We start from the raw sequence: 17,582 nt of genomic DNA, 5'->3' as shown, positions 1-17,582 counted from the left end.
TGCCAGTCTGCAGCCAGGCAAAGGCTCTAATCGACAAACTGTTGCTTTGTCTTTACAGGCTGGTGCGTAAACTTGACAGATGCAAGTCGGGACCTTTTCGTTCACCTCTCGCTTTGTCATCTAATCCTGATATTTTGCCCGGCATAACAAGATGACTGGCGGGTGAACCGCTGTTTTAACCTCCTTTCACAGAAAGAAATTTTGCATATTATGATTAGTAAACTGGAAAACCGCCCGCTGCTGGTGATGCTCATTGTACTGGTGGCAGTAGGTCAGATGGCACAGACTATCTACGTCCCGGCAATGTCGGTGATGGCGGACGCACTGAATGTGCGGGATGGCGTGCTGCAGCGTGTGATGGCGGCCTATCTGATGACCTATGGCGGCTCCCAGCTGATTTACGGCCCGCTGTCAGACAGCGTGGGTCGGCGTCCGGTGATCCTGACGGGCATGGTGATCTTTATGATCGGCGCAATCACGGCACTGATGGCAACATCGCTCGATATGCTGGTGCTCGGCAGCGCTATTCAGGGACTGGGAACCGGCGTGGCAGGTGTGATGGCCCGCACCATGCCGCGTGATCTCTACGAGGGGCACGCACTGCGTCGCGCTAACAGTCTGCTTAATATGGGCATTCTGGTCAGCCCGCTGCTGGCGCCAGTGATTGGCGCACTGCTGACTCAGCTCTTTGGCTGGCACGCCTGCTTTGCTTTTCTGCTGCTGCTCTGTCTGGCGGTAACCGTATCCATGGCGCGCTGGCTGCCTGAAACCCGGCCACAGAGTGCGGAAGTGACACCTTTCTTTAAGCGCTACGTTCGCCTGCTCAGCGACGTAAATTTTGTTCGCTACATTGTGCTACTGATTGGTGCGCTGGCGGGCATTGCGGTATTTGAATCAAGCTGTGGCGTTCTGCTGGGCGGCGTGCTGGGCCTGCACAGTCTGACCGTCAGCATCCTGTTCATCCTGCCGATTCCTGCAGCATTTTTTGGTGCCTGGTTTGCGGGGCGCGAACAGGGTTCATGGCACAGTCTGATGTGGTGGGGGGTCAATAGCTGCCTGCTGGCGGGCATTCTGATGTGGATCCCGGCGTGGTTTGGCGTGATGAATACCTGGACGCTGCTGGTTCCGGCCGCGCTGTTCTTTTTTGGTGCCGGTATGCTGTTCCCGCTGGCAACTTCAGGCGCGATGGAGCCTTATGCCTGGCTGGCTGGTAGTGCGGGGGCGCTGATTGGCGGGATGCAGAATCTGGGATCGGGACTGGTGGCGTGGCTGTCAGCCATGATGCCACAGCGCGATCAGTTCAGCCTTGGCATGCTGATGTTCTTCACAGCGCTGGTGATGCTGCTCTGCTGGTTGCCGCTCTCACGTCAGCCGGAGCGCGGCAACCAGCCGGTTACAGGATAAACGGATGGAGCACTGAATCTTTGCGGTCGAGATAGTGAATAGACTGAATTCGGCGAATGGTGCCTGATTTACCGCGAATCAGCAGAGTTTCGCTGGTGGCGATAGTGCCCTGACGCGTAATGCCTTTCAGCAACTCGCCACTGGTAATGCCGGTGGCGGCAAACACAACATTGTCGTTGCGCGCCATCTCACTCAGCGTTAGCTTTTTACCCGCTTCAATCCCCATCTCTGCACAACGCTGCAGTTCCTGCTCGCCGAGCAGACGGTTTTCAGCGCTGTCGCCTTTTACATGATGACGGGCCAGTAACCGACCCTGCATATCGCCATCCAGCGCGCGGATAACCGCCGCAGAGACCACGCCTTCCGGTGCGCCGCCGATGCCATACATCACATCCACTTCGCTGTCCGGCATGCAGGTCAGAATCGAGGCGGCGACATCGCCATCCGGGAAGGTAAATACCCGTACGCCCAGTTGCTGCAACTGGCTGATCACCGCATCATGGCGTGGCTTTGCCAGAATCGATACGGTTAGCTGTGACAGCGGTTTATTCATCGCTATCGCGATTTTACGCAGGTTAGTTTCTAGCGGCAGGTCGAGATCGATCTCTCCACGGGCAGCCGGGCCAACAATCAGTTTCTCCATATACATGTCGGGAGCATGCAGAAAGCTGCCTTTATCACCCACGGCCATCACGGCCAGGGCATTAGCCTGGCCAAGCGCCGTCATGCGCGTGCCTTCAATCGGATCGACCGCAATGTCGACCGCATCGCCGCGACCAGTACCGACTTTTTCACCAATATAGAGCATCGGGGCTTCGTCGATTTCGCCTTCACCGATCACAATCTGACCGTCGATTTCAATGGAGTTCAGGACATGGCGCATGGCATGCACAGCTGCGCCGTCAGCCGCATTTTTGTCGCCGCGTCCTAACCAGTGGTAGCCTGCCAGGGCGGCGGCTTCGGTTACGCGGGAAAATTCAATGGCAAGTTCTCGTTTCATGGCATCTACCTGACAAAAACAGGCAGGCAGTGTAACACAGCGGGGCAGAGGGGCGGGGAAAAGGCCCGCGACAGTCAGCGTCGCGGGCATTGATATTACTCTTGTTCTTCCCACGCTTGTGCGCGGGCAACCGCTTTTTTCCAGCCGGCATAACGGAAGTTACGCTCGGTGGTTTCCAGGCTTGGACGGAACTCACGCTCAATAACCGCTTTAGAACGCACTTCATCCAGATCCTGCCAGAAGCCGACAGCCAGACCAGCCAGATACGCAGAACCCAGCGCGGTCACTTCACGCACTTCCGGACGCTCAACCCGGGTGCCGAGGATGTCAGACTGGAACTGCATCAGGAAGTTGTTGGAAACCGCGCCACCATCCACACGCAATGCCTGCAGGCGGGTGTTGGCATCATTCTGCATCGCTTCCAGCACATCACGCGTCTGATAAGCGATCGACTCCAGGGTGGCGCGGATGATGTGGTTGGCGTTTGCGCCGCGCGTCAGACCGAAGATCGCGCCACGGGCATAAGGGTCCCAGTAAGGTGCGCCCAGGCCGGTGAAAGCAGGCACCATGTAAACGCCGTTTGTATCTTTCACTTTCATCGCAAAGTATTCAGAGTCAGCGGCTTCGCTAATTAGCTTCATCTCATCGCGCAGCCATTGAATAGAGGCACCCCCGATAAACACGGCACCTTCCAGCGCATAGTTTACTTCACCGCGCGGGCCACAGGCGATAGTGGTCAGCAGGCCATGCGTCGAGGTCACCGCTTCAGTCCCGGTGTTCATCAGCATAAAGCAGCCGGTGCCGTAGGTATTCTTCGCCATGCCAGGCTGTACACAGAGTTGGCCATACAGCGCGGCTTGCTGGTCACCAGCAATACCGGCGATAGGAATACGTGTACCACCTTTACCGCCGATGTTGGTCTGACCGTAGACTTCAGAAGAAGACTTCACTTCTGGCAGCATTTCGCGCGGAATATCCAGGATATCCAGCATGCGCTGATCCCACTCCAGCTTGTGAATGTTAAACATCATGGTACGGGAGGCGTTGGTATAATCGGTGATATGCACCCGGCCCTGGGTCATTTTCCAGACCAACCAGGTATCGACGGTACCGAATAGCAGCTCGCCACGTTTCGCACGCTCACGCGAGCCTTCAACGTGATCCAGGATCCACTTCACTTTAGTACCGGAGAAGTAGGGGTTAATCACCAGACCGGTGGTGTGCTGGATATACTCTTCCAGTCCCTCTTTCTTCAGTTTGTGACAGTAGTCGGCAGTGCGGGGATCCTGCCAGACGATGGCGTTATAGATCGGCTTGCCGGTCTCTTTTTCCCAGACGATAGCGGTTTCGCGCTGGTTGGTGATACCGATTGCCGCAATCTCATCAGAGCGGATGTCGGCATGTGCCAGGACTTCAACCAGCGTAGAGCTTTGTGAAGCCCAGATATCCATCGGGTCATGCTCAACCCAGCCCGCTTTCGGGTAGATCTGGGTGAATTCGCGCTGCGATACCGCGACGATATTGGAATCGTGGTCGAGAACGACGGCGCGTGAACTGGTTGTGCCCTGATCGAGCGCGACAATATATTTTTTATCTGTGGTAGTCATAAATTCAGTCCTGATGATAAAAGGTGAAACTTACGCTTTACGCTGCTGAGCGCGTGCAACCGGTTTGTCTGCTGGAACGCTTGCAGGTTCCTGTGCGGTCCCTGGCAGGTAGCGGCCAATCAATGTGCGATAACCTACAGCCCCCAGGCAGGCACCAACGAGCGGGCCAAAAATCGGCACGAGGAAGTAAGGGATGTCACGACCACCGGTAAAGGCCACGTTACCCCAGCCTGCCAGCCATGCGAAGATCTTCGGTCCGAAATCACGAGCTGGGTTAAGGGCGAAGCCGGTCAGAGGACCCATTGAGCCACCGATAACCGCGACCAGCAGGCCAATCAGTAGAGGAGCCAGTGGACCACGAGGAATGCCGTTACCGTCATCCGTCAGACCCATAATGACAGCCATTAATACTGCCGTGATGACCATCTCAACCAGGAACGCCTGGCCTACACCGATGTGGGGGTTAGGGTAGGTTGAGAAGATGCTTGCCAGGTCGAGACTTTCAACCGTGCCGCGCACCATCTGGTGGCTCTGCTCGTAATCAATAAACAGGCTGTAGTAGAGACCGTATACCAGCGCCGCTGCACAAAAGGCACCGGCAATCTGCGATACGATATAAGGCAGAACTTTACGTCCTTCAAAATTAGCAAACAGGCAGAGTGCAACGGTAATTGCCGGGTTCAGGTGCGCACCCGAAATGCCTGCGGTAAGGTAGGCGGCCATGGAAACGCCCAGACCCCAGATAATGCAGATTTCCCACTGACCGAAAGCGGCACCGGCGAGTTTCAGTGCAGCCACACAGCCTGCGCCAAAGAAAATAATCAAGCCTGTCCCCAGAAATTCGGCAATACACTGACCTTTGAGCATGTTAGTTGTCTGACTCATAATAGTGGTTCCTGAAGCGAGGTTAAATTTTATCAGTTTTTGTTCTCATTCCATGAGGCACCCGGCTTTAATGTAGGGCTGATGTGAATTTATCGTTAACGAACATAAACGAGAAATAGCGAAATCGTTTTTTGTGTACTGCGTCATAAAAATGCGCGTTTTCGCGTATTCTGGTTTTCTTTAGCCATTATTCGCGCCTCATGACAGGGATCACGGGCCAATGCCAAAACACAGCCGCAGTAAGCGCAGCGTAAATTCAGGGATTGGCTGAAAAGTGTTACAGACTGCGCCCGCAGCGGCCGCGTTGCTGGACTTGCGGGGTGAGGCTACATACAATCGGGACAACGTTGCTGGCTTAAGCTGGCATCATCAACGCCTTGCAGGAATTTAGGAGAGGTCAGAAAGATGTCATTTGAAGTGTTTGAGAAACTGGAAGCGAAAGTACAGCAGGCGATTGATACCATCACCCTGTTGCAGATGGAAATCGAAGAGCTGAAAGAGCAGAACAACTCATTGCGTAACGATGCGCAACAAGTCGCGGGCAACCACGATGCACTGATGCGTGAAAATCAGCACCTGAAAGAAGAGCAACACGTGTGGCAGGAACGTCTGCGTGCTTTGCTGGGAAAAATGGAAGAGGTTTGAAGCCTCAGCTGATGTGAAAAACGGGTGCTCTGGCACCCGTTTTCATTTCTGGTCTGGCCTATTCGAAGTCCAGCGCATCCTCTGACAGAATGATACCGGTGTTATCGGCATAGAGATGGTCGCCGGAGAAGAAGGTGACGCCGCCGAAATTGACGCGCACATCGCTTTCCCCAATCCCTTCACCCGCAGCCCCTGCAGGAATTGCCGCAATTGCCTGAATGCCAATCTCCAGCTCTTCCAGCTCATCAACCTGGCGTACTGAACCGTAAATCACCAAACCTTCCCACTCGTTGGTGGCTGCCAGGCGTGCCAGCTGCGCATCCACCAGCGCACGACGCACTGAGCCGCCCCCATCAATCACCAGTACCCGACCCCGGCCATTCTCTTCCAGCAGGTCGTAGAGTAAGCCGTTGTCTTCAAAGCATTTCACTGTGGTAATCTGACCACCAAATGAAGTGCGCCCACCAAAATTTGAAAAAAGCGGCTCAACAACATTCACTTCTTCATGGTAGATATCGCAGAGTTCAGATGTATCGTATTTCATAAGGGTTTCGTCTGTTTGCCACAGGAAGGGTAAGTATATCGCTATATGCAGATTGTTGGCAAAATCATCAGTATGAAAAAAGCATCGTTCGATCAAGAACATGCATAAAAAAGCCCAGCCAGTTAAGGTGGGCTTCTGAAATGCGCTGAATCAGTGAATCAGAGAATGAAGCGGCTAAGGTCTTCGTCAGCCACCAGTTCATCCAGATGTTTACCGACATAATCAGCATCGATGGTGACAGATTCACCGTGACGATCGCTGGCGTCATACGAAATATCTTCCATCAGACGCTCTAGTACGGTATGCAGGCGGCGCGCACCGATATTTTCGGTAGTTTCGTTGACCTGCCATGCTGCTTCAGCAATCCGGCGAATACCTTCTTCGGTGAACTCAATGTTCACGCCCTCGGTATTCATCAGTGCTTTATACTGCACGGTAATCGAGGCATTGGGTTCTGTCAGGATGCGCTGGAAATCATTTACGGTCAGCGCCTGCAGTTCGACACGGATAGGCAAACGCCCCTGCAGTTCCGGAATCAGATCGGAAGGGCTGGCAACCTGGAATGCACCTGAAGCGATAAACAGGATGTGGTCTGTTTTCACCATGCCATGCTTAGTCGAGACGGTACAGCCTTCAACCAGCGGCAGCAGGTCGCGCTGAACGCCTTCGCGTGATACATCCGGGCCGCCGGCATTCTGGCCACCGCGCTTACAGATTTTGTCGATCTCATCGATAAACACAATCCCGTGCTGCTCAACGGCATCAATGGCGTCCTGCTTAAGCTCTTCCGGGTTAACCAGCTTTGCCGCTTCTTCTTCAATCAGCAGCTTCATTGCCTCTTTGATCTTCAGCTTGCGGGCTTTCTGCTTCTGGCCGCCGAGATTCTGGAACATCGACTGCAGCTGACTGGTCATCTCTTCCATACCTGGAGGCGCCATAATTTCGACACCAGGGCCGCTGGCGGCGAGGTCGATCTCAATCTCTTTATCATCCAGCTGGCCTTCGCGTAGCTTCTTGCGGAACGACTGGCGTGCCGCAGAAGGTTCGGCACTCTGCTCTGACTGGCCCCAGTTGTTTTTCGCTGGCGGAATCAGCACATCAAGAATGCGCTCTTCTGCCATCTCTTCGGCACGGTATTTGTTCTTTTCAATTGCCTGACTGCGCACCATCTTAATGGCCGAATCTGTCAGATCACGAATGATAGAGTCCACTTCTTTACCGACATAACCCACTTCGGTAAATTTAGTCGCCTCTACTTTGATAAATGGCGCATTGGCCAGCTTAGCCAGACGGCGAGCAATTTCGGTTTTACCGACACCGGTCGGACCGATCATCAGGATGTTTTTTGGGGTCACTTCATGGCGCAGCTCCTCGTCAAGCTGCATGCGGCGCCAGCGGTTGCGCAGTGCAATAGCCACGGCGCGCTTGGCGCTATCCTGGCCGATAATAAAGCGGTTCAGTTCGCTGACGATTTCGCGTGGAGTCATCTCAGACATATTAATACCCTTACGCCCTGGAAGTTAATTCTTCGAAATTAACGTTATGGTTAGTGTAAATGCAGATATCACCCGCGATATTCAGCGACTTCTCGACGATGTCGCGCGCGCCCATCTCGGTATTCTCCAGCAGCGCACGTGCCGCTGCCTGGGCGAAAGGCCCACCGGAGCCGATGGCGATCAGATCATTTTCGGGCTGGATGACGTCACCGTTACCGCTGATGATCAGTGAGGCTGACTCATCCGCTACTGCCAGTAAGGCTTCAAGGCGACGCAGCATACGGTCAGTACGCCAGTCTTTGGCCAGTTCCACCGCAGCTTTCACCAGATGGCCCTGATGCATTTCCAGTTTACGTTCGAAAAGTTCAAACAGGGTGAAGGCGTCTGCGGTGCCGCCAGCAAATCCGGCAATCACTTTATCGTTGTATAAACGACGCACTTTTTTAACGTTGCCTTTCATTACGGTATTGCCGAGCGTAGCCTGGCCATCACCACCAATCACTACCTGGCCGTTGCGTCGTACACTTACTATTGTTGTCACGGGCAGACCCCTTGTTGCCGTCGGAAAGGGACTCCGCGCACCGGGCGCGGAGTATCATGCAACAGATATGGGGCGGCTTTGGCGGGTTTCAACCCCCGACGGAGAGTGGAATACAGCTGGAGTGTCCGGAACTACGCAGACGTTTCAGGGTGCTGTCGGCGGAAGCGCGGTCTTTATAAGGACCGATAACCACACGATTCCAGCCGCCACCGGTGGTAATACGGCTTTCAAATCCTTCAAAGGCTAAGCCTGCGCGCACCGATTCAGCCTGGTCAGTTCCCTTAAACGAACCACACTGTACCATCCAGCGCTGCGAAGAGGCTTTCTCAGCCGGTTTCGCCTTCGCGGTCTCCTGCGGTTTTGACTGCACTTCCGGTTCCCGCGTGATGGGCGCAGGCTGCGTCTGGCGCTGTACGTTCTGCTGCTGACGCTGTTGTTGCTGCAACTGCTGCTGGCGTTGTTGTTGCTGCTGAGCCTGCAACTGCTGACGTTGCTGCTGCTGAACTTGTTGCTGCTGGCGTTGCAGCTGTTGCTGCTGCTGCTGAACTTGTTGCTGCTGGCGTTGCAACTGCTGCTGATGTTGCAGCGTCTGTTGACGTTGCGCCGGCGTCTGTTCGTTCCACGGCACTTCGTTGAGCTGTGTTGGCTGCTGACGCATATCAGCCTGCATCTGCTCGAGCAATTGACGCTGCTCGTCGGTCAGTTGTGTCTGCGACTTCACTTCGCCACCTGAAGAGGGTTCGATAGGCGTCGGAACGGTGACCTGACGGTTCTCCAGCTCTTTGATATATTTCCAGCGCTCTTCTGGTTTCGGCGGTAAGCCATTGCCGTTGGCTTTATGATCCGTAATGACCGGCACGTCCTCTTTTTTGTGATGTGCCAGGAACCATAAACCACCGGCAAAGGTCACCAACACTGCGACCGCCAGTACAATCATCAATTTAGATGTTCCCGAACCGCCTTTGCTCTTCTTGCCGCGGCTCGGGCTTTTTTTGCGACGCGTCCCTGTTGAACGCCCGCGGCCTACGTAATCTTTTTGTGCCACTCTCGTTCTTATACCCTTCAAAATAGTGCCAGATGGGCGAAATAATAATTTTTACGCGCCCGGCAAGGAGTCCGCCATGTTACTTAAGGGCCGGAACTTTGACCAGCAGTGTTCGCTTTAAGAATCTACTGAAAAAATCAGAGGAATACGCTTATTTTTCACGCTTTTTAGCGCGCGCAGTACTGCCACGAATGGTTAAACCTGCATCCAGCAGTCGCGATCCGCTGATGACCCGTTGACCATTTAACTCATCCAGCAGCAGAAGCATCGCTTCCCGACCGATCAGGTAACGTGGCTGTGTTACCGTTGTCAGCGGCGGCTCGCAGTAGCGGGATAACTCAATGTCATCAAATCCGACTACAGAGAGATCCTCTGGTATTCGCAGTCCGCAGCGTCTGGCCTGATTCATTGCGCCAAGCGCCATAATATCGCTGTGGCAGAACAGCGCGCGCGGAGGTTGCGGTAGGGTCATTAGCTGATTCATGGCGGCAACGCCCGCTTCAAACGTGAAGTCACCGCGCACTATATAGGTGGGATCGACCGTCAGCCCGCTGCGACGCATCGCCTGTACATATCCCTGCAGTCGATACTGACAGAGCGGCATCTCTTCCGGCCCGGCGATACAGGCGATCTGCGTGTGACCTAACTGCAGTAAATGATTTACCGCTTCAAACGCGGCGGTCAGGTTATCAATGTGGACCGTGGGCAACGACATTTCCGGCGCAAACTCATTCGCCATCACCATGGGCGGTAAGTTGCGTTGCTCATCAATGCTGGCATCAAAAGGCAGTTGTGAGCCGAGCAGCACCATGCCATCGATCTGTCGCGTAACCATCAGGTTGAGAAAGGTTCTCTCCTGCTGATTCTGATGGGCGCAATCACCAATCAGCACCAGGTAGCCCTCTTCGGCTGCCGTGACTTCGACGCCACGAATGATTTCACTAAAGAAGGGATCGCAGATGTCAGGAACAATGACCAGTATGGTACGCGTCTCATTACGACGCGCATTGCGCGTGGGGCCATGTGCTGCATAGCCGATGGCGGCAACCGCCTGTTCGACTTTCTGGCGAGTAGCCGCAGAAACCTTCTCCGGATTCATCAGCGCACGCGATACGGTGGCGGTTGAGACGCCCGCATGTTCCGCGACATCCTTCATCGTGGCAGCGGACGGTTGTTGATTCTGCTCCAACACATGCTCCTGACGCGTTATGGCGCGTTCGATTCTGTTTTTGCCTGACCTGAAGGCAAACCGGGTACATTGTTAACGATTGGCCAGCTGGTTGTTACTTAATTTGCATAAAAATTGTGACTTATGCGACATTTTTCGATCTGGCTCGCAGTGTCAGTTTAAATCAGCTCTCGGTAGGGTCGATATCCAGCGTCCATTTCACTTTGCGCGCGGCGGGCAGTGTTGAAACCAGCGGCAACGAACTGCTCAGCAACTGTTGCAGACGCTGGCGGGAAGGATGCTGCAGTAGCAGTTGCCAGCGCCAGCGTCCACTGCGCTTTGGCTGCAAGGCAGGTAATGGACCCATAAACCACATCGCCTTATCGTTCAGCGGGCTTGCCTCCAGCAAATTACGGAGTTGTTGCAGGAATTCCGCCGCCTGCTGGTTATCCATATCTTCAGCGCGGAACAGAGCATGGCGGCTCCAGGGCGGCAGGTGAACCGCCTGTCGCTCCAGCAGCGCCTGTTGGGCGAACGCTGAATAGCCCTGGTGCAGCAGTGTCTGCAGTAGCGGATGTTCCGGGTGGTGAGTCTGAAGCAACACTTCCCCCTGTTTGCCAGCTCGACCAGCTCGACCAGCGACCTGGGTATAGAGCTGAGCAAAGCGTTCCGCCGCACGAAAATCGGCTGAGAACAGCGCGCCATCGACATCCAGCAGCGACACCAGCGTGACATCGGGGAAGTGGTGGCCTTTGGCCAGCATCTGGGTGCCGACCAGGATGCGTGCGCCGCCGCGATGGACGTCAGCCAGATGCTGCTCCAGCGCGCCTTTGCGGCTGGTGGTATCACGATCAATTCGCGACACCGGCACGCCAGGGAAGAGCGTGCCAAGCTGCTGCTCCAGTTGCTCAGTGCCAACGCCTACCGGCAGCAAATGAGTTGAACCACACTGCGGGCATTGATTGGGAAGCGGACGCTGGCTGTCGCAATGGTGGCAGCGTAGCTGGCGATGGTGCTGATGCAGCGTGTAGTAGCGGTCACAGCGGGTACACTCGGCAATCCAGCCGCAATCGTGACAGAGCAGGACGGGCGAAAAGCCGCGGCGGTTAAGAAACAGCAGCACCTGATTATTGGCCTGCAGATGCTGTCGCATTTTACCAATCAGGCCAGGAGCCAGGCCGCCCGTCAACTGCACACCTTTTAAGTCGATAAGCTGTTGCAGTGCCGGTCTGGCGTTGCCGGCGCGCTTTGTCAGGTCAAGTTGGCGATACTTGCCGCTACGGACATTGTGCAGCGTCTCCAGAGCGGGCGTCGCCGATCCCATGACAATCGGGATATCCTCTTCATGCGCGCGGAAGACGGCCAGATCGCGCGCCTGATAGCGCCAGCCTTCCTGCTGTTTATAGGAGCTATCATGTTCTTCATCAATAATGATTACGCCAGGGCGGGCCAGCGGCGTAAACAGCGCCGATCGGGTTCCAATCACAATCGCCGTTTCGCCACGCCGCGCACGTAACCAGACCGCCAGCCGCTCACTGTCGTTTAATGCCGAATGCAGCACATCGATGGGTGCATCAAAACGTTCGCGAAAACGGGCGATAGTTTGCGGGGTTAAGCCAATCTCGGGCACCAGCACCAGCGCCTGTTTACCGCGTGCCAGTACATTTTCCAGCACGCTGAGGTAAACTTCCGTTTTGCCAGAGCCGGTGATGCCCGCCAGCAGCCAGGCTGCATAATGTTCATCATCTGCCCGAATCGCACCCACGGCCATCGCCTGATCGGTATTCAGTCGCAGGCGTTCACCTTTTACTGCATACGTGGTACGCCAGTCGTGCATCTGCGGCTGATGCTCATGCAGTTCGCATAACGCTTTGGCCCGCAGTGCCTGCAGCGTCGCATCCGTGAGGTCGTGTTCGCTGACCTGATGACGATAGAGCGGTTGCTGACGCAGTGTAGCCAGCGCCTGCTGCTGTTTGGGTGCCCGCTTTAAACTTTCCGGCCCGGTTACCCGGCCCTGCTCGGTGATTTCCCAGCGCCATAAAGGATTGTCCTGCGCCGCTTTGCCCTGACGCAGCAGCACCGGAATAGCATGGCTCAACACTTCTCCCTGCGGCGAGTGATAGTAGCTGGCGGCCCAGTTAAGAATGCGCCACAGCGACGGGGGATAGAGTGACTCACTATCCAGCACCTCGATCACGTGCTTGAGTTGTGCTTCTGGCAGATCGCTGCTGTCACGAAAGGCGACCACAATCCCGATCATCCTGCGATTGCCAAAGGGCACACTTACGCGACCACCAATGACCGGCTGCGCGCCCAGTGGCGGCAGATAATCAAACAGGCGGGGCACAGGGACGGGCAGGGCAACCTGGACTACGGGCATAACTCTCTCTTTCCGGCTCAATCATCGGGGAAGCTAGTGTACACGCAGACCCTGACGGCGGGTATCTCAGGAGATATTTGCAGCAATCAGAAGTTACCTGTATTATATGCCGCCTTCGGTAAGAAAGATCTGGCCGGAGTACACCCTATAATGTTCAACAGCGTGTGGTGCTGTGCAGGTTAATGCCTGGCACGGAGAGCGACACGGCCTTCTATGAGGTTTCCCATGAAACAAGGTATTCACCCGAAATACGAAGCAGTTACTATCAAATGTACCTGCGGCAACGAGATCCACACCCGTTCAACACTGACTCACGAACTGAACCTGGACGTTTGTGGCAAATGTCACCCGTTCTATACCGGTAAGCAGCGTGAAGTGGCAACAGGTGGCCGTGTTGACCGCTTTAACAAGCGTTTCAGCGTGCCAGGCGCTAAAAAATAAGATTAAAAGGCACCTGAACCTGCGGGTTCGGCGGCAAAAAAACCCAGCTTCGGCTGGGTTTTTTTATGGCTGGGGCATTAATACTCCCAGGTATCGGGATCAACACCCATCTGGCGCATGATTGCTTTTGCTTCTTCCGGAATCTCATCACTGCGCTCTTTGCGCAGGTCAACGTCATCCGGCAGCGGCTGACCCGTAAAAGCATGTAAAAAGGCTTCGCAAAGCAGTTCGCTGTTGGTGGCGTGACGCAGGTTGTTCACCTGCCGACGGGTACGCTCATCCGTTAAAATCTTCAGCACGCTCAATGGGATAGATACTGTAATCTTCTTGACCTGCTCGCTCTTCTTACCGTGCTCAGCGTACGGGCTGATATATTCGCCGTTCCATTCAGCCATGGGTTACCTTAATTAATAAACGTTAAATGTGAGGAAATCAGCGGATTATGCCTGATTTTTTCCTGCCTGGCCCCTGATAAGGCGGGTTTTCTTCGCTCATTGCCTCTGCATGACAGAGGGGAACGCCAGGCGATGACGCATAATTTTAGCGGTTATTGCGTTTTTGCTCAATCTATACGCAAAGACATTTAGATGTCCAGATGTATTGACGTCTAATTAGGGGGTGATATCCTGTGGACTACATTTTATTCACTCTTCAGGAACAATTCGCTCATGACGCATAAACCGGCAACCATCGCAGTGCGCAGCGGTTTGAATGATGACGAGCAGTATGGCTGCGTTGTCCCGCCAATCCACCTCTCGACGACCTATAACTTCCTGGATTTCAATGAGCCTCGTGCGCATGACTATTCCCGTCGAGGTAACCCCACTCGTGATGTCGTACAGCGCACGCTGGCGGAACTGGAAGGTGGAGCGGGTGCGGTATTAACCAATACCGGGATGTCAGCGATTCACCTGGTCACAACAGTGTTCCTGAAGCCTGGCGATCTGCTGGTTGCACCACACGACTGTTATGGCGGCAGTTATCGGCTGTTTGACAGCCTGAGCAAGCGCGGCGCTTATCGGGTGAAATTTGTCGATCAGGGCGACCCGGTGTCGTTGCAGGCAGCACTGGATGAAAAACCCAAACTGGTGCTGATTGAAAGCCCCAGCAATCCGCTGCTGCGTGTGGTGGATATCCGTGCGATTTGCGCCGCTGCGCGCGCTGCGGGTGCCATTAGCGTGGTGGACAACACCTTTATGAGTCCGGCGTTGCAGAATCCTTTGGCGCTGGGTGCAGATCTGGTGATCCACTCCTGTACCAAATACCTCAACGGCCACTCTGATGTGGTGGCGGGCGCAGTGATTGCCAAAGATCCGCAACTGGCCACCGACCTGGCCTGGTGGGCGAATAACATTGGTGTGACTGGCGCGGCGTTTGACAGTTATCTGCTGCTGCGCGGAATTCGTACGCTTTCGCCGCGCATTGCGGCCGCGCAACGTAACGCACTCGCGATTGTGGCGTATCTGAAGCAGCAGAAGCGGGTGAAAAAGTTGTATCATCCTTCGCTGCCGGAAAACGCCGGACACGAACATGCAGTACGTCAGCAGCGCGGCTTTGGCGCCATGCTGAGTTTCGAGGTCGACGGTGATGAGGCGCTGCTGCGCCGCTTCCTGAAAGCGTTGCGGCTATTTACGCTGGCGGAATCGCTGGGTGGAGTAGAGAGTCTGATCTCCCATACCGCCACCATGACGCACGCGGGGATGTCGGCAGAAGCACGCGCGGCAGCAGGCATTTCCGATACGCTGCTACGGGTTTCTGTCGGCATTGAAGATCACGAAGATTTAATTGCCGATCTGGATAATGCATTCCGGGTCGCAGCTGAGGGTTAAGCATGACGATTTCAGCAGGCGCGGGAACGCCGAACATCAGGCAGTTGCATAAGTTTGGCGGCAGTAGTCTGGCCGATGCGCGCTGCTATCAGCGCGTTGCCAGCATTATGGCGGACTACAGCCAGCCGGGCGACCTGATGGTGGTCTCTGCCGCAGGTTCAACCACCAATCAGCTGATTAGCTGGCTGAAGTTAAGCCAGAACGATCGGCTTTCTGCGCACCAGGTGCAACAGACCTTACGGCGCTACCAGAGCGAACTGATCAGTGCGCTGCTGCCTGCTGACATGGCGGAACCTTTAATCACCGCGTTTATTCGCGATCTGGAAAAGCTGGCCGCACTGCTGGATGCGCCGATAACCGATGCGGTCTATGCCGAAGTGGTCGGGCACGGTGAAGTCTGGTCGGCACGCCTGATGTCTGCGGTACTGAGTCAGCGTGATATGCAAGCCTGCTGGCTGGATGCGCGTGAGTTTCTGCGGGCTGAACGTGCTGCTCAACCGCAGGTGGATGAGGGTAAATCCTGGCCCCTGCTGCAGACTTTGCTGGCGCAGCATCCACATAAGCGCATCGTGGTGACCGGATTTATCAGCCGTAACAACGCCGGTGAAACCGTTTTGCTTGGCCGCAACGGCTCCGACTATTCCGCTACCCAGATTGGCGCACTGGCGGGTGTTGGACGTGTGACCATCTGGAGCGATGTGGCGGGCGTTTACAGCGCCGATCCCCGCAAAGTCTCTGACGCCTGTCTGCTGCCGCTGTTAAGGCTGGATGAAGCCAGTGAGCTGGCGCGCCTGGCTGCACCGGTGCTGCACACCCGTACGCTACAGCCGGTTTCAGGCAGCGATATCGACCTGCAACTGCGCTGCAGTTATCAGCCGGAGCAGGGCTCAACGCGCATTGAGCGCGTGCTGGCCTCCGGTACCGGCGCGCGTATCGTGACCAGCCATGATGATATTTGCCTGATTGAGATTCAGCTGCCAGAGCAGCATGACTTCGCCATTCTGCACAAAGAGATAGACCTGCTGCTGAAGCGGGCGCAGCTGCGCCCGCTGGCGTTTGGCGTCCATCCTGACCGTCAATTGTTGCAGCTTTGCTACACCTCCGAAGTGGTCAACAGCGCCTTTACACTGCTACAGGATGCCGGTTTACCGGGCCATCTGCAGCTACGCGACGGTCTGGCGCTGGTGGCACTGGTTGGCGCTGGTGTTACCCGCAATCCGTTGCATACCCATCGCTTCTGGCAGCAGTTAAAGGATCAGCCAATTGAGTTCATCTGGCAGTCAGAAGAGCACATCAGCGTGGTCGCGGTGCTACGTTTCGGCCCGACTCAGCATCTGATTCAGGGACTGCATCAGTCGCTGTTCCGGGCCGAAAAGCGTATCGGTCTGATGCTGTTTGGCAAAGGTAATATCGGCTCACGCTGGCTGGAACTGTTTGCCCGCGATCAGGATACGCTGTCAGCGCGTACCGGCTTTGAATTTGTGCTGGCGGGCGTTGCGGACAGCAGTCGCAGCCTGCTGAGCTATGAAGGACTGGATGCCAGCCGTGCACTCGCCTTCTTTGATGATGAAGCGGTAGAACGTGATGAAGAGTCACTGTTCCTGTGGATGCGTGCTCACCCGTTTGATGACCTGGTCGTACTGGATGTCACTGCCAGCACACCGCTGGCGCAGCAATATCTCGACTTCGCCAGCCACGGTTTTCACGTTATCAGCGCCAATAAGGTCGCGGGTGCGTCTGACAGTCAGACCTGGCGGCAGATTCGCGATGCTTTCACCAAAACCGGGCGTCACTGGCTCTATAACGCCACCGTTGGCGCAGGTCTGCCAATCAACTACACGGTGCGCGATCTGCGTGACAGCGGTGATACCATTCTGGCGATCAGCGGGATCTTCTCCGGAACGTTATCGTGGCTGTTCCTGCAGTTTGATGGCACGGTGCCTTTTACCGAGCTGGTAGATCAGGCGTGGCAGCAGGGTTTAACCGAGCCCGATCCGCGTGCCGATCTCTCGGGTCAGGATGTGATGCGCAAACTGGTGATCCTTGCGCGGGAGGCAGGCTACAACATTGAGCCGGATCAGGTGCGGGTTGAATCGCTGGTGCCCAATAACTGTCAGCAGGGATCAGTTGACCACTTCTTTGAAAATGGCGAAGAACTCAATGAGCAGATGCTGCAGCGGCTGGAAGCGGCGCAGGAGATGGACCTGGTGCTGCGTTACGTTGCCCGTTTTGATGCCAATGGCAAGGCGCGCGTAGGCGTTGAGGCGGTGCGTCCGGAACATCCTTTGGCCTCGCTGCTGCCCTGCGACAATGTCTTTGCGATTGAGAGTCGCTGGTACCGCGACAACCCGCTAGTGATCCGCGGGCCGGGCGCGGGCCGGGATGTCACCGCAGGCGCTATCCAGTCAGATATTAATCGCCTCGCGCAACTGCTGTAATTCCTCATCCTCATCCTCATCCTCATCCTCAGGCGCTTCGGCGCCTGTTTTCAATGCGTTATCTCTGCCCTGTTGAAACGCCTTCATGTTGATTGAAAAATGATCACGGCCGTTGACCTTTTTTGCGTTGACGGCACACTCAGATTGCGTCACTTTGAA

At 55.4% G+C, this 17,582-nt stretch carries 16 protein-coding genes; 5 read left to right on the top strand and 11 right to left on the bottom strand.

The window, feature by feature from the left end:
- Positions 1-210: 210 nt before the first annotated feature.
- Positions 211-1,404 (top strand): multidrug efflux MFS transporter EmrD, encoded by a 1,194-nt coding sequence (emrD, locus tag WFO64_RS19830; protein WP_337013746.1) that lies wholly within the window; start codon positions 211-213, stop codon positions 1,402-1,404.
- Here emrD and glpX read toward each other — a convergent pair.
- The 3 genes from glpX to WFO64_RS19815 form a co-directional block, all read right to left on the bottom strand.
- Positions 1,394-2,404, bottom strand: a complete 1,011-nt coding sequence (gene glpX / locus WFO64_RS19825) for a class II fructose-bisphosphatase (protein WP_337013745.1) — start codon at positions 2,402-2,404, stop codon at positions 1,394-1,396. The genes emrD and glpX overlap by 11 nt on opposite strands.
- A 95-nt stretch (positions 2,405-2,499) precedes the next feature.
- A complete protein-coding gene (gene glpK, locus WFO64_RS19820) occupies positions 2,500-4,011 on the bottom strand; it encodes a glycerol kinase GlpK (RefSeq protein WP_010672072.1) in 1,512 nt (503 codons plus the stop codon).
- 30 nt (positions 4,012-4,041) lie between these two features.
- Positions 4,042-4,896: an MIP/aquaporin family protein gene (locus tag WFO64_RS19815; RefSeq protein WP_337013744.1), complete on the bottom strand. Its 855-nt coding sequence runs from the start codon at positions 4,894-4,896 to the stop codon at positions 4,042-4,044.
- A 405-nt stretch (positions 4,897-5,301) separates the two neighbouring features.
- Here WFO64_RS19815 and zapB point away from each other — a divergent pair, with 405 nt between their 5' ends.
- Positions 5,302-5,541, top strand: a complete 240-nt coding sequence (gene zapB, locus WFO64_RS19810; RefSeq protein WP_003851242.1) for a cell division protein ZapB — start codon at positions 5,302-5,304, stop codon at positions 5,539-5,541.
- A 58-nt stretch (positions 5,542-5,599) separates the two neighbouring features.
- On the opposite strand, the gene rraA is transcribed toward zapB, so the two are convergent.
- From rraA to priA, 6 genes are all read right to left on the bottom strand, one after another.
- Positions 5,600-6,085: a ribonuclease E activity regulator RraA gene (gene rraA, locus WFO64_RS19805; protein WP_337013743.1), complete on the bottom strand. Its 486-nt coding sequence runs from the start codon at positions 6,083-6,085 to the stop codon at positions 5,600-5,602.
- Positions 6,086-6,243: 158 nt separating this feature from the next.
- On the bottom strand, positions 6,244-7,581 hold the full coding sequence (gene hslU / locus WFO64_RS19800) for an HslU--HslV peptidase ATPase subunit (RefSeq protein WP_337013742.1): 1,338 nt from the start codon (positions 7,579-7,581) through the stop codon (positions 6,244-6,246).
- Positions 7,582-7,591: 10 nt separating this feature from the next.
- The gene (gene hslV / locus WFO64_RS19795; protein WP_094119934.1) at positions 7,592-8,122 is read right to left on the bottom strand and encodes an ATP-dependent protease subunit HslV; all 531 of its coding nucleotides are present in this window, start codon (positions 8,120-8,122) and stop codon (positions 7,592-7,594) included.
- Positions 8,123-8,210: 88 nt separating this feature from the next.
- Positions 8,211-9,167 carry a cell division protein FtsN gene (gene ftsN / locus WFO64_RS19790; protein ID WP_337013741.1) on the bottom strand — a complete coding sequence of 319 codons (957 nt, stop codon included), beginning with the start codon at positions 9,165-9,167 and terminating at the stop codon, positions 8,211-8,213.
- A 151-nt stretch (positions 9,168-9,318) separates the two neighbouring features.
- On the bottom strand, positions 9,319-10,356 hold the full coding sequence (cytR, locus tag WFO64_RS19785) for a DNA-binding transcriptional regulator CytR (RefSeq protein WP_337013740.1): 1,038 nt from the start codon (positions 10,354-10,356) through the stop codon (positions 9,319-9,321).
- 163 nt (positions 10,357-10,519) lie between these two features.
- Positions 10,520-12,715 (bottom strand): primosomal protein N', encoded by a 2,196-nt coding sequence (gene priA / locus WFO64_RS19780; protein ID WP_337013739.1) that lies wholly within the window; start codon positions 12,713-12,715, stop codon positions 10,520-10,522.
- A 225-nt stretch (positions 12,716-12,940) separates the two neighbouring features.
- On the opposite strand from priA, the gene rpmE reads away from it, so the two are divergent.
- Positions 12,941-13,156, top strand: a complete 216-nt coding sequence (gene rpmE / locus WFO64_RS19775) for a 50S ribosomal protein L31 (RefSeq protein WP_003851227.1) — start codon at positions 12,941-12,943, stop codon at positions 13,154-13,156.
- Between the two features lie 77 nt (positions 13,157-13,233).
- Here rpmE and metJ read toward each other — a convergent pair whose 3' ends face one another.
- On the bottom strand, positions 13,234-13,551 hold the full coding sequence (gene metJ, locus WFO64_RS19770; RefSeq protein WP_009088019.1) for a met regulon transcriptional regulator MetJ: 318 nt from the start codon (positions 13,549-13,551) through the stop codon (positions 13,234-13,236).
- 273 nt (positions 13,552-13,824) lie between these two features.
- Between metJ and metB the strand changes: the two genes are divergently transcribed.
- Both metB and WFO64_RS19760 read left to right on the top strand, forming a co-directional pair.
- A complete protein-coding gene (gene metB / locus WFO64_RS19765) occupies positions 13,825-14,985 on the top strand; it encodes a cystathionine gamma-synthase (RefSeq protein ID WP_337013738.1) in 1,161 nt (386 codons plus the stop codon).
- A 2-nt stretch (positions 14,986-14,987) separates the two neighbouring features.
- Positions 14,988-17,423, top strand: a complete 2,436-nt coding sequence (locus WFO64_RS19760) for a bifunctional aspartate kinase/homoserine dehydrogenase II (RefSeq protein ID WP_337013737.1) — start codon at positions 14,988-14,990, stop codon at positions 17,421-17,423.
- On the opposite strand, the gene WFO64_RS19755 is transcribed toward WFO64_RS19760, so the two are convergent.
- Positions 17,391-17,576 (bottom strand): hypothetical protein, encoded by a 186-nt coding sequence (locus tag WFO64_RS19755; protein ID WP_337013736.1) that lies wholly within the window; start codon positions 17,574-17,576, stop codon positions 17,391-17,393. The genes WFO64_RS19760 and WFO64_RS19755 overlap by 33 nt on opposite strands.
- Positions 17,577-17,582 lie beyond the last annotated feature (6 nt).

Origin of the sequence: Pantoea sp. AS142 (assembly GCF_037152305.1) — a bacterium.
Taxonomy (GTDB): Bacteria; Pseudomonadota; Gammaproteobacteria; order Enterobacterales; family Enterobacteriaceae; genus Pantoea.
This window is presented reverse-complemented; position numbering and strand designations above follow the sequence as displayed.

What these genes read in the sequence shown, in the direction of transcription:
- glpK (WP_010672072.1), bottom strand. Translation starts at nt 4,011, where the DNA reads ATGACTACCACAGATAAAAAATATATTGTCGCGCTCGATCAGGGCACA.
- metJ (WP_009088019.1), bottom strand. Translation starts at nt 13,551, where the DNA reads ATGGCTGAATGGAACGGCGAATATATCAGCCCGTACGCTGAGCACGGT.
- WFO64_RS19815 (WP_337013744.1), bottom strand. Translation starts at nt 4,896, where the DNA reads ATGAGTCAGACAACTAACATGCTCAAAGGTCAGTGTATTGCCGAATTT.
- rpmE (WP_003851227.1), top strand. Translation starts at nt 12,941, where the DNA reads ATGAAACAAGGTATTCACCCGAAATACGAAGCAGTTACTATCAAATGT.
- rraA (WP_337013743.1), bottom strand. Translation starts at nt 6,085, where the DNA reads ATGAAATACGATACATCTGAACTCTGCGATATCTACCATGAAGAAGTG.
- emrD (WP_337013746.1), top strand. Translation starts at nt 211, where the DNA reads ATGATTAGTAAACTGGAAAACCGCCCGCTGCTGGTGATGCTCATTGTA.
- priA (WP_337013739.1), bottom strand. Translation starts at nt 12,715, where the DNA reads ATGCCCGTAGTCCAGGTTGCCCTGCCCGTCCCTGTGCCCCGCCTGTTT.
- metB (WP_337013738.1), top strand. Translation starts at nt 13,825, where the DNA reads ATGACGCATAAACCGGCAACCATCGCAGTGCGCAGCGGTTTGAATGAT.
- glpX (WP_337013745.1), bottom strand. Translation starts at nt 2,404, where the DNA reads ATGAAACGAGAACTTGCCATTGAATTTTCCCGCGTAACCGAAGCCGCC.
- hslU (WP_337013742.1), bottom strand. Translation starts at nt 7,581, where the DNA reads ATGTCTGAGATGACTCCACGCGAAATCGTCAGCGAACTGAACCGCTTT.
- WFO64_RS19760 (WP_337013737.1), top strand. Translation starts at nt 14,988, where the DNA reads ATGACGATTTCAGCAGGCGCGGGAACGCCGAACATCAGGCAGTTGCAT.
- zapB (WP_003851242.1), top strand. Translation starts at nt 5,302, where the DNA reads ATGTCATTTGAAGTGTTTGAGAAACTGGAAGCGAAAGTACAGCAGGCG.